The sequence below is a fragment of the Caldalkalibacillus mannanilyticus JCM 10596 genome (assembly GCF_000615945.1).
Classification (GTDB): Bacteria; Bacillota; Bacilli; order Caldalkalibacillales; family JCM-10596; genus Bacillus_AT; species Bacillus_AT mannanilyticus.
Genome location: NZ_BAMO01000047.1, coordinates 25506 through 36646, shown reverse-complemented (window position 1 = coordinate 36646; position 11141 = coordinate 25506). Strand labels below are relative to the sequence as shown.

The window sequence follows — 11141 nt, the reverse complement described above, 5'->3', positions numbered from 1 at the left end:
GATTATCCTGACTTCGAATAAAAGTCCAGATGAATGGGGGAATTTAATTGGAGATCAAGCATTACGACAGCCATTTTGGATCGGTTACTCCATCGAGTGGAAGTCATTCATGGTAGAGAGGATGAGGAAAGTCATCGTATGAGAAATCGAATGAGCATATTTTCAGCAGAAGTGTAAAAAGGAAATGAGCAAAAAGTGTAAAATTAGGCTTGACGTCTACACAACAAAACACGGAAACGTAAGTTAAGGATAATACTGAATCCTCTTTATTAAAAAGGACTGTAAAGTATTGTATATACTACACCGATTCTTTTTCTAATCACTGTATATTGATTTAAGGAGTGATAATTGATGATAATTCATATTAAAAAACAAGAGTTCGATTTCTTAGCTGATGAAGCCTTGCTTAATGCTTGTTTTAAACCGTTGATTCTGGAGTATAAAAAAAGAATGGCTAAACAACCAGAAAATAGTTCCATATCAAAAGAACTTTTTTATAAAGAGCTAACCACTGGACAGAAAGCTTGTTTGTATTTCATGTATATTATGATCATGCAATTGAATCAAAGTGTGAGTTCTATTGGTGGAGTGCCTATTTTATTGCCCAACCTAAAATTTGGTCAGCAATCAAAACTGGATTACAGTATTTTGGGGAAGAGCCCATGTATCTGCTCCTAGAAGAAACTGAATTAGTTCTTAAAAAATATAATTGTCCCAATACTTTAGAGAAGTTTGCTGTTACACGTGAGGATCTTGACAGTACTGGGGAACTTTCAGAATCAATTAATCCTTTGCATATCAAGTTTAATGAAACAGCTCGTCTTACTATTAAGAGAATAAGTGATTTTATACGATACAACCATGAGAATTTCCTGATAATCGAAGACTAAAATGAGTGGGTTTCTTCTATTGTAAAATCAACGCTTGCAGCTCACTTTTGATCAAACTTTATTTCAAAGCTACAGTGTTGTGGCTTTGAAATAAAGTTGCGATGCTTATAAAAAGTTAAACTGTTTTACCCCTTTAGATATGGTTATCTAAAGGGGTGTTTTTTATGTCTAAAAGAATGAGAACCACAAGATTAGGAGAAGTAGTTCTCTATCCAATGGAAGAGATGAGTTACTAGCAAAAGGTATGTCATTATCAGTCTAAAGTTAGAGGGAAACATCAGCCTTTTTATTGAGGTTTAGCCTAAATATTAGATGTTATAGTATGGGTAGATTAAAATGCTGAAACTTACTTTTTGTTAAAAATGGGGGGAAACATGATGAATTTTGTAGTATTAGGTGCCAGTAAAGGATTAGGAGATGCCTTCGTAAAAGGGCTACCCGAGAAAGGAGATCATGTTTGGATGGTTTCTAGGAGCCGTCCTGTGAGTTTGGCTCTGAATGATGGCGTCCATAGATATTGGATTGAGGCTGACTTATCACTAAGTACTGCAAGTAATCATATTGCTGATGCAATGAAAGATGAACCGATTGATGTTCTCATATATAATGCAGGGATATGGGAGAAAGAAGGGTTTGAAGATCATTATGATTTTGAGAAAGATGATCCTAAAGATATCACAAACATCATGCATGTAAATACAACGTCTGCCATCCTTTGTACTCAAAAATTACTTCCAAATTTAAAAAAATCGGAGAATGCTAAGATTATTTTGATAGGATCTGCTGATGGTATTGAAAATAACGAAAGTAAACAAGTGACGTATGTGGCTTCTAAATTCGGGATGCGTGGCATTGGTAATTCCTTGCGTGAGAATCTAAGGAAATATGAGATAGGTGTAACGTGTATAAACCCCGGTAATATCGCAGCAACAATACCTTATGAGGAAGGCTTAGAAAAGGTATTAACCACCTATAAAGGCAAGAGAATTCCCGTTCAGGATATCGTTTCATTGGTAAAGACGGTAGCTAATCTGTCAAAAGCATCATGTGTTAAAGAAATCAATATACCAGCGATGTTGGATAGGAATGCATAAGCCATTGTAAAAATAGCATCTATGAATTCACTTATTTATTCGGTATTTCTTGATAACAGAACCACCAATCTAAACACTCGAATTGATTCGCTGCTGCTTGCTCAAGACGTTCTCTAGCTTTCATCACAGTATTTGCAGGTGGTAAAATGACTCGATCTCCAATGAGCTCATTATTTGGCCAATTGGCTGGAGTAGCAATCCTATAAGTGTCGGCTGTTTGTAATCCTTTTAGAACACGGAGTAATTCATTGGTATTGCGCCCAACTTCACTAGGATAAGTAAGAATTAATCGAATGGAACCACTTGGATCAACAATAAATACAGAACGTACCGTTCGAGTAGCCCCTTCTTGAGGAATCATTCCTAAACGGCGCGCTACAACTCCTAACTCGTCTGCTATGATCGGGAATGTAATACTAACACCTAAATGACTTTGGATCCACTCGATCCACTTCATATGAGCAAATACAGTATCTATAGAGAGTCCAATTAGTTCACAATTCAGCTGTTGAAATGCCGCTTGGTTTTTGGCAAATGAAACAAACTCTGTTGTACATACTGGGGTAAAGTCCCCTGGATGGCTAAATAACATAAACCAGCGTCCTTCATAATCCGTTGGTAAGACAATTTTTCCGTGTGTTGTATGAACTTCTAGTTGTGGAAGACGGTCACCAATGCCGAGGGGCGTTCTGTGGACATGTTCCATTATCCTTTTCCTCCTCACAATAAAATCATCCCTATATATATTCGCCTATATTTGTCCTTGTGAAGTGGAAAGGATAATAACCTTATAAAAAAGATTTCGCTACATTTAGAAATGCTCGAACGGCTGGTGAGGCTTCTGCTATTGAGGGACAAGCGAGGGTAATCGTCCGCCATTTTGATATCGACAGGTAGCCTATTTGAATGTTTTGCTGAGTTTTTAGAAACAATTCTGGACCTATTGTGATCCCGAGCCTTCTTGTACCATATTGGCAATCGTGTTACAGTCTTGTACCTCAAAGCGAACACAGGGGTTTATACTGGCTTGAGCAAATAGCTCCTCTACATGCTTTTGATACATCCCCTTCGGCATGATGAAGGGCTCCTCTTTTAAATCTTCGATGTGTATAAGCTTCTTCTTATGAAATCTATGAGCTGGAGGGAAAGCGACTACCATTTTATCTTGAAGTAGCGGGATCATATCAAATGGCATTCCTTTCTCTCGTTCAACAACAAAGCCTAGATCAATGACTCCGGTATGCAACCATTCTTCTATTTCCTCATAGGTCCCTTCGAAAAAAGAAAATGTAATTTTGGGGTACTTTTTCTCGAATGTTGCCAGAATCTTGGGTAAGAGGCAAGACGAAGCACTAGCAAAGGTTCCGATTCGTATAGTCCCAATCTCTACATTCGCTGCGAGTGCCAATTCTTGATTGATTTTTTCCATTCTATTTAATATCTCTCGAATATGAATGAGTGTTTTCTGCCCAACCTCCGTAAGAGCAATGCCTTTCTTCCGATCACGGATCAATAGAGATGTTCCCCATTCGGCTTCGAGGCTAGCGATAGCGTGACTGACAGCAGATTGGGTCATATTTAACTCCTCAGATGCTTTGGTAAAGCTGCCTAGATCCACAATTTTAGCGAAAATTTCAAAGCGAGCCAATGTCATGAGTAAACACTCATCTCCTTTATTAAAAACATCAATTTTACTTATGGTATCATGACTTCTAAAATGAAAGCAATGGATATCCAATATGATAAGGAGATGAAGAGAAAGAAAATGAAGAAGATGAATCGTTTCATTATTTATTTACTTGCACTGGGGGCTTTTGTCACAGGGACAGCCGAATTTGTCGTTTCTGGAATTCTAGAGATTATTTCTGATGATCTGCATGTGTCCATTGCCTTAGCAGGTCAGCTGATCACTGTTTATTCTCTATCTTATGCACTAGGAGCTCTTGTCTTGGTCATGCTGACTGCCAAATTTGAAAGGAAAAAAGTTCTGCTGTACTCGATCGTTGTCTTTATCTTGGGGAATCTCATCGCTTTTTTTAGCTACTCTTATGTCTTATTGATGATATCTCGGGTTATCATGGCAGCGAGTGGTGGATTGTATATTGTTCTTGCTACAAATTATGCTGCTGAGCTTTCTCAGCCAGAAAAGAAGGGGAGTGCGATGGCGACAGTGATTACTGGATTTACGGTTTCCTTAGTATTAGGGGTCCCCATAGGAACGCTTATAGCAGCCTATATGGATTGGCGCTATGTTTATCTCTTGATTGCCATTGTCACGTTCTTTAATCTATTTTTCTTAAACAAAGCCCTGCCCCAGATCAAAGGGAATCCTCCCCTTCCGCTCAAGCAGCAATGGCTTGTGCTTCGTGATAAACGATTATTTAGCGGGCTGGTAACAACGCTCTTTTGGATACTAGGGTATACCATGGTGTTTGCCTATATCGCTCCACTTTTAAGTACGTCTGCTGGTTTTTCCATAGAAATGATTAGCACAGCGTTATTCACTTTAGGGGTCTTTGCCTTTATTGGCTCGCGTTTTGGCGGGTTTGCCGTAGATAAGTGGGGAGCGAAGTGGACGATCTCCTTCAGTTTGCTTATTCATGCGGGTGCTTTATTTGCCTTAACATTTACATCAGGTTCGACTATAGGAGTTTTCCTGACCTTGATGATTTGGGGAGTAGCAGCTTGGACAACAACACCTGCCAAACAATTTTATCTCATTTCTCTAAACCCTTCTTCCTCCGAAATCATTCTTAGCTATAATACGGCGTTAATGAATATAGGAATGACACTTGGGGCGGCTTTAGGAGGGGGAGTGATAGGCTACACTTCAATTGCACATATAAGCTGGATCAGTGGTGTGATGGTGCTTGTTGCCTTTCTTTCGATTTTATATTCTTTCAATTTCATAAATGCTGAAACGATTGACCATACTATAGAATGTTAAATATATGGTAAAGGTGGAAATCGAACATGGTAAAAGACACCCAAGATGCAAGCCATACGTATCAGTATTTGTTATCTGAGTTAAACCGAATACAGACCATAGCAGGAACCTTATCCGTGATTGAAAATCAACATTTTAAAGAGTTAACCAATATAGCGATGATAAATTAAATCAAATCGCCGTTGAAGAGCAAAGTGCAGCCCGTCAATTAGGAGAGATTAAACATATTTGTTTGGCATTGAGTCAAAAAATAAATGAACTGCAAAATACGTCCACAACACATTAAGGTGAGAGAGCATGTTTAAATTTATGAGCAACTTTACAAGAAGCATTGCCAATGAAGTAGTGGATAAAGCATTAGAGCGACTAGCAAGAGATCAATATACCGAAAACTTATTTGAAATGATTCCGATTGCCAAAAAGGTTGGACCCATTAATCTGATGGAAATTATCATGCGCTCTTCCAAAGGTCTTCCACCGGGGAGACCGTTAGGCAGTCATATCAGATTTTCTCCTTGGGAAAAGCTGTTGTTTAATCCTGTTCATTTAGAGCGTTTTCCGACTCCTGAAAATGTTCCAATATCAACAGCCGTAACGATTGGAAAAAGAGCTAAGAAACCACTGACTCTTTCAATCCCACTCATGATAGCCGCGATGTCCTTTGGAGGAGCCTTAAGTAAAAGTGCCAAAATTGCTTTGGCAAAAGGAGCCTCTATGATCGGAACAGCGACAAATACAGGAGAAGCAGGCTTAATGGAAGAAGAGAGAGAAGCAGCGACTAAGTTGATCGGTCAATATAATCGTGGTGGGTGGTTAAACACGCCAGAAAAGTATAAGCGCTTAGATGCCATTGAAATTCAATTAGGGCAGGGGGCTCAGGGTTCCACACCTCAACGAACAGCTGCCAAAAATATCGGAAAATATTATAGAGAGGTATTTGAGCTCCGTGAAGGTGAGGATGCTTTGATTAAGTCAAGGCTTCCAGGAGTCGATCATAAAGATCAATTTATCTCTCTCGTTCGAAAGCTGCAAGTTGAAGCAGGTGTGCCAGTTGGACTAAAAATCGCAGCAACACATCACTTAGAGAAGGAAATGCAAATTGCGATAGAAGCGGGAGTCGATTTTATAACGATTGATGGGGCAGAAGGGGGCACTCATGCTGCTGCCCCCATACTGGAAGATGATTTGGGCCTGCCTACTCTTTATGCTGTTTCCAGAGCAGCCAAATTTTTGAGTAAAAAAGGCTTGAAGACTGAGGTTAGTTTACTGGCTACCGGAGGGCTTGTGACACCAGGGGATTGCTTAAAGTCAATGGCACTTGGTGCGGATGCCGTGTATTTAGGAACAGCTGTCATGATGGCTCTTGTCGGGGATCAGATGACCAAAACCCTGCCTTTTGAACCTCCAACTGATTTGGTCGTGTATAATGCTAAGATTACAGATGATTTGGATATAGACAGGAGTGCCAAACACGTCTTTCATTTCCTTAACTCAATGGTTCATGAAATGGAGCTGGTCTGTTATTCACTTGGCAGGACAAATTTAATGGATGTATCGAGAAATGATATGTGTACTTTAGACCCTTTTCTTTCTATTGCACTTGGTGTGGAGCTGGGATATATTTCTCCAGAGGAGCAACAAGCTTTTTATCGCAGATGGACTGGAACACCCAATATAGAACCACCGTCTCCATTTCATCAACCCCCTACTTCCCGAACCGAACAGCCCTTACATTAAAGTAAATGAATGAGTAACCGCAATTCATGGATAAACAATAACCGTAAAATAAACATGTAGAACTGAAGGTGAGTATCAGCTGATATCCCTTCAGTTTTTTTTGTTTTTCATCGTTCCACTTTTTTATAAATGAAAGCTACTGCACTCACAAATTGACGATAAATAGTAGCCTTGGTAAGATAGGGTTATGATTGAAAATGATTATCACTAACAGATATAAGTCATTCAAAAAATAGATCGTCCCCTGCCACATTAGCAATGAGAGGAGCGAAGCCAATGATTAACGATAAGGCTCTTTCTGAACAGTTGTCGTCTTATTTCTATATCTTAGAAGAAATGACACATGTACATTCAGCTAAAGTCACTCCTGAGCAGTATAATCGAGATTTCCATGTGATATTAGTGTGTATGGAGGGACAGGGAAACATTGAAATTGATGAACGAAGATACGATGTAGATAGCCCAAAGGTTTATATATGGTCTCCCGATTCTCGAGTGACTCTTTCTTTTCATGCAGATCAGCGTGTGCATTATTATCTGATTAGCTTTACCCCCCTTCAAGTAATAGATGCTCGATATATAGCGTTAAGAAAGCTAGGCTGTCCAGAAGAATTGTCGGTAAAAAATATTCATTTTTTGATGGAAATGGTGAATGACGTCGAGAAAAAATTTCATAGTCAGCATACCTGGAGCAAGGCTAAGGCGAATAGCAGCTTTCAGGAAATGATTGTTTTCTTATTTCATGAATGCATGCACAATGAAGCACTGGACTTGCCTGGGGCAATAGCGCTAACAAAAGAGTATATAGAACATAATTACAGACTGAATATCACTCGAAAAATGCTTGCTGAGATGGCAGGAGTGAGTATGGATTACTATTCACGCTGCTTCAAGAAAGAGCTTGGCAAAAGCCCTATGGACTATGTCACAGAGGTTCGCATGAAAAAAGCCAAGCAGCTCCTGATTCTATCGGACGATAAACTAAGTGCAATTGCTCAAAAGGTTGGATTTCATGATGAGTTTTATTTCAGTCGAAAGTTTAAAGCAACGACGGGATACTCACCGACTGCCTACATAAAAAAATCAAAAACTCCTTCATCTTGACGGAATAGTACAAAGAATGGACGTAAATGTCCATTTTTATTATGGTTAAACTTGCGTATGATTAATAATGAGAATAAATATCAACAAAATCTGATATAAAAAAGGGAGAGAAAGAAATGTCTAGATTACGAAAGTCCGTATTTATCTTCTCGGTGCTTCTAGTATTTATATTTGTGCTTACTGGATGCGGTACAAGTGAACCTGCTGAAAGCACAGCTGATACGAATCAGGAAGCTACTGAAGAAGCAGATCAAGAAAATAAGGAAGAACAAGCAAATGCAAACGAACAGGTTCGTGTGATTGAACATGCTATGGGAACAACAGAAATAAAGGGTTCTCCTGAAAGAATCGTTACTTTATACCAAGGTGCGACAGATGTTGCCGTTGCACTTGGAGTGAAGCCTGTAGGGATTGTTGAATCATGGGTTGAGAAACCAATCTATGAGTATTTAAGAGGGGATCTTGAAGGAGTTGAACTATTAGGCTTAGAAACGCAGCCTAATTTAGAGGAAATCTATAAGCTGAAACCAGACTTAATTATTGTTTCTAAAATCCGTCATGAAGATATTTATGATCAATTGTCAGAAATTGCACCAACTGTGATGACAGAAGTATTGTATGACTGGAAAGGGACAGTAGAATTGATGGGGCAAGCCTTACATATGGAGGATCAAGCAAATCAATTGTTAGCTGACTGGGATGCGCGAGTGGTAGATTTCAAAGAAAAGATGGGCGATCGTTTACCATTGGAGGTTACGATAACGAACTTTAGAGCGGATCATGCCCGTATTTTCTACATGGGCTATGCAGGTAAAATCTTACATGAGCTAGGTTTTTCTAGACCTGAGGGTCATGATGAGGATGTATGGGGTGTGCAATTAACCTCCAAAGAGAGTATTCCAGATATGAATGCCAATATGATTTTTAATTTCAACTCGGGTACGGAAACGGAAGCTATTCAAAAAACCTATGAGGAATGGACGAATCATCCTCTATGGAAAAATTTAGATGCTGTAAAGAATGATCGAGTGATTCAGGTGGATGAAGTGGTCTGGAATAGTGCCGGAGGATATATTACGGCGAATCTAATGTTAGATGATTTATATAAAATCTTCGAATTAAACAAATAGTCTAGAGTGTAGAGGGAGAGTGGACGAGTGTGCCATCTCTCTCTTTGGTCATTATTTTAATTGATGAAAGAGTGAGGATATGTTCCACCTTTTCTTAAGAACAAAAACAAAAGTAGGGGGTCTATTTTTTATCCTATTTCTATTAATAGCCTCCTTTGTATCTAGTATTATTTTTGGCAGAACGCCGATTACATGGTCTCTGGCTGTTGAAGCTTTTACCGAGTATGATGGAGCTTCGATTGAGCATATGATTATTTTTACAGAACGATTACCGCGAGCGGTGATTGCAATGGTTGTTGGAGCGAGCTTAGCTGTAGCAGGAGCTTTAATGCAGGCCTTAACAAGGAATCCTTTAGCTTCACCAAGCGTTCTTGGAATTAATGCTGGGGCTATCTTCTTTGTTGTCTTTGCTATCGTCTTTCTATCGATCTCCTCTTTGCTTCATTTAATGTGGTTTTCCTTCTTAGGTGCAGCGCTTTCAGCTATTAGTGTTTATTTTTTGGGTTCTATGGGGAGGGACGGCATTACACCCATCAAGATGGTGCTAGCGGGTACAGCTATATCTGCTCTATTTGTTTCTTTTACACAAGCCATGCTGGTTTTAAATGAAACAGGTTTACAGGATGTTTTATTCTGGTTAGCAGGATCGGTTAGCGGGCGTACTCTCGATATGCTGCTTCCTGTTATCCCTTTTATGCTTGTGGCAGGATTCGTTTCTCTGTTTATGGGCAGAGCCATTAACCTTCTTATGACAGGGGATGATATTGCCAAAGGAATGGGGCAAAACACGGCTCTAGTTAAAGCAGTGATGGGTGTTATGATTGTGCTTTTAGCCGGCAGCTCGGTTGCAGTGGTAGGTGCGGTTGGTTTTATTGGTCTAGTCGTACCACATATTGCACGTGCCTTTGTCGGCAACGATTATCGCTGGCTTATTCCTTATTCAGCTGTTCTTGGAGCTGTTTTGTTACTGTCCGCTGACGTTGTAGCCAGATTGGTCATTATGCCTCAAGAGATTCCAATCGGTGTTATGACAGCCTTTATTGGTGGTCCCTTCTTTGTCTATATTGCTCGTAAGGGGGTCTCCAAGATATGAAGCAGAATATCACCTTCCGTAATAAAAAAGAATCTATTTCCCTACAGGTAGAGAGGAAATCAGTCAGGGTTATTTTTCTTTTGTCCTTTCTGGTTGTTCTAGCGGGTGTGGTTGGAACGGGGATCGGAAATACCATGATTTCTCCGGTGGAGGTCATCAGAACGATTTTGGGAGTAGGTTCTGGGGAATATGATTATATTATCCAGACGCTGCGCTTCCCACGAGTCCTCGTTTCATTATTTGTGGGGGCTGCCTTAGGCGTTTCAGGTGCTATATTACAAGGGATTATTCGGAATCCGCTTGCCTCACCAGATATTATTGGGATTACGGGTGGAGCCTCGGTGGCAGCTGTGGCTTTTATTACTTTTTTAGGTGGAGTGGTCAGTATTAAATTATTGCCTCTTGCGGCGGTAACGGGTGCTCTTCTTGTATCCATCCTTGTTTATGTTCTCTCCTGGAGTAGTGGTGTAACCCCCATTCGACTTGTCCTTATTGGAATTGGAATGTCTGCCATTATGGGTGCTGGAACCACCTTTATGCTGGTGATGAGCCCTTTCTTTTCAGCTAGTAAGTCGTATATTTGGTTAACAGGAAGTGTATACGCTGCTTCATGGAGAGATGTTTCTATGATTGTGACTATAGTCTTTGTTGTTCTTCCCTTTGTGCTTTATTTTGCACGAAGCCTTACTTTACAGGAGCTTGGGGATGATGTGGCTAGTGGACTAGGAGTCACTGTGCAGCGCCATCGCTTTTTACTCCTGCTCTTTAGTGTCTTGTTGGCAGGGGTTGCTGTATCTGTCGCTGGGGCTATAGGCTTTGTAGGACTAATTGCCCCACATATCGCTCGAAAGCTAGTAGGAAGACCATTTGGCAGCTTAGTGCTCGTATCTGCTTTAACGGGGAGTCTCCTTGTCTTTACAGCAGATTTAGTTGCCAGAACAGCCTTTTACCCTCTGGATATTCCTGCTGGCGTTTTTACGGCGGGTGTGGGAGCTCCATTTTTTCTTTATTTATTAATTAAGAATAGAAATCATTTCTGAAAAAGGACCTATATTAGGTTCTTTTTCCTATTTTTTTAATATAGTATTGACAATATTTATTAAAATCCTATATTCTGTGGATGAGTAGTTAAGTGATATTGATTAT

The 11141-nt window shown here is 39.9% G+C and carries 10 protein-coding genes and 2 pseudogenes; 10 read left to right on the top strand and 2 right to left on the bottom strand.

Annotated elements, in window-relative coordinates; all coding sequences use genetic code 11:
• The 3 genes and pseudogenes from JCM10596_RS28940 to JCM10596_RS20480 form a co-directional block, all read left to right on the top strand.
• Positions 1-177 (top strand): annotated as a pseudogene (locus JCM10596_RS28940) (ATP-binding protein); the annotation flags it as partial.
• Between the two features lie 174 nt (positions 178-351).
• The gene (locus JCM10596_RS20490; RefSeq protein WP_025028705.1) at positions 352-678 is read left to right on the top strand and encodes a hypothetical protein; all 327 of its coding nucleotides are present in this window, start codon (positions 352-354) and stop codon (positions 676-678) included.
• 586 nt (positions 679-1264) lie between these two features.
• On the top strand, positions 1265-1984 hold the full coding sequence (locus JCM10596_RS20480) for an SDR family NAD(P)-dependent oxidoreductase (protein ID WP_025028703.1): 720 nt from the start codon (positions 1265-1267) through the stop codon (positions 1982-1984).
• 31 nt (positions 1985-2015) lie between these two features.
• On the opposite strand, the gene JCM10596_RS20475 is transcribed toward JCM10596_RS20480, so the two are convergent.
• The gene (locus JCM10596_RS20475; protein WP_025028702.1) at positions 2016-2690 is read right to left on the bottom strand and encodes a peroxiredoxin; all 675 of its coding nucleotides are present in this window, start codon (positions 2688-2690) and stop codon (positions 2016-2018) included.
• A gap of 82 nt (positions 2691-2772) precedes the next feature.
• A pseudogene (locus JCM10596_RS26770) lies at positions 2773-3638 on the bottom strand (LysR family transcriptional regulator).
• Positions 3639-3689: 51 nt separating this feature from the next.
• Between JCM10596_RS26770 and JCM10596_RS20465 the strand changes: the two are divergent.
• From JCM10596_RS20465 to JCM10596_RS20435, 7 genes are all read left to right on the top strand, one after another.
• Positions 3690-4931 carry an MFS transporter gene (locus JCM10596_RS20465; RefSeq protein WP_081792125.1) on the top strand — a complete coding sequence of 414 codons (1242 nt, stop codon included), beginning with the start codon at positions 3690-3692 and terminating at the stop codon, positions 4929-4931.
• A gap of 26 nt (positions 4932-4957) precedes the next feature.
• Positions 4958-5101, top strand: a complete 144-nt coding sequence (locus tag JCM10596_RS30575; protein WP_234410589.1) for a hypothetical protein — start codon at positions 4958-4960, stop codon at positions 5099-5101.
• A gap of 127 nt (positions 5102-5228) precedes the next feature.
• Positions 5229-6668: an FMN-binding glutamate synthase family protein gene (locus tag JCM10596_RS20455; protein WP_025028700.1), complete on the top strand. Its 1440-nt coding sequence runs from the start codon at positions 5229-5231 to the stop codon at positions 6666-6668.
• A 276-nt stretch (positions 6669-6944) separates the two neighbouring features.
• Positions 6945-7772, top strand: coding sequence for a helix-turn-helix transcriptional regulator (locus JCM10596_RS28280; protein WP_025028699.1), 828 nt, complete (start codon positions 6945-6947; stop codon positions 7770-7772).
• Positions 7773-7888: 116 nt separating this feature from the next.
• Positions 7889-8902 carry an ABC transporter substrate-binding protein gene (locus JCM10596_RS20445; RefSeq protein ID WP_025028698.1) on the top strand — a complete coding sequence of 338 codons (1014 nt, stop codon included), beginning with the start codon at positions 7889-7891 and terminating at the stop codon, positions 8900-8902.
• A gap of 79 nt (positions 8903-8981) precedes the next feature.
• Entirely contained in the window at positions 8982-9995 is a 1014-nt protein-coding gene (locus tag JCM10596_RS20440) for a FecCD family ABC transporter permease (RefSeq protein WP_025028697.1), read from the top strand.
• The gene (locus JCM10596_RS20435; RefSeq protein ID WP_025028696.1) at positions 9992-11035 is read left to right on the top strand and encodes a FecCD family ABC transporter permease; all 1044 of its coding nucleotides are present in this window, start codon (positions 9992-9994) and stop codon (positions 11033-11035) included. Before JCM10596_RS20440 ends, JCM10596_RS20435 begins: the two co-directional genes overlap by 4 nt.
• Positions 11036-11141 lie beyond the last annotated feature (106 nt).

Bases quoted from the DNA above. Each gene is read 5' to 3' on its own strand.
- JCM10596_RS20490 (WP_025028705.1), top strand. From the start codon at position 352: ATGATAATTCATATTAAAAAACAAGAGTTCGATTTCTTAGCTGATGAA.
- JCM10596_RS20480 (WP_025028703.1), top strand. From the start codon at position 1,265: ATGATGAATTTTGTAGTATTAGGTGCCAGTAAAGGATTAGGAGATGCC.
- JCM10596_RS20475 (WP_025028702.1), bottom strand. From the start codon at position 2,690: ATGGAACATGTCCACAGAACGCCCCTCGGCATTGGTGACCGTCTTCCA.
- JCM10596_RS20465 (WP_081792125.1), top strand. From the start codon at position 3,690: ATGACTTCTAAAATGAAAGCAATGGATATCCAATATGATAAGGAGATG.
- JCM10596_RS30575 (WP_234410589.1), top strand. From the start codon at position 4,958: ATGGTAAAAGACACCCAAGATGCAAGCCATACGTATCAGTATTTGTTA.
- JCM10596_RS20455 (WP_025028700.1), top strand. From the start codon at position 5,229: ATGTTTAAATTTATGAGCAACTTTACAAGAAGCATTGCCAATGAAGTA.
- JCM10596_RS28280 (WP_025028699.1), top strand. From the start codon at position 6,945: ATGATTAACGATAAGGCTCTTTCTGAACAGTTGTCGTCTTATTTCTAT.
- JCM10596_RS20445 (WP_025028698.1), top strand. From the start codon at position 7,889: ATGTCTAGATTACGAAAGTCCGTATTTATCTTCTCGGTGCTTCTAGTA.
- JCM10596_RS20440 (WP_025028697.1), top strand. From the start codon at position 8,982: ATGTTCCACCTTTTCTTAAGAACAAAAACAAAAGTAGGGGGTCTATTT.
- JCM10596_RS20435 (WP_025028696.1), top strand. From the start codon at position 9,992: ATGAAGCAGAATATCACCTTCCGTAATAAAAAAGAATCTATTTCCCTA.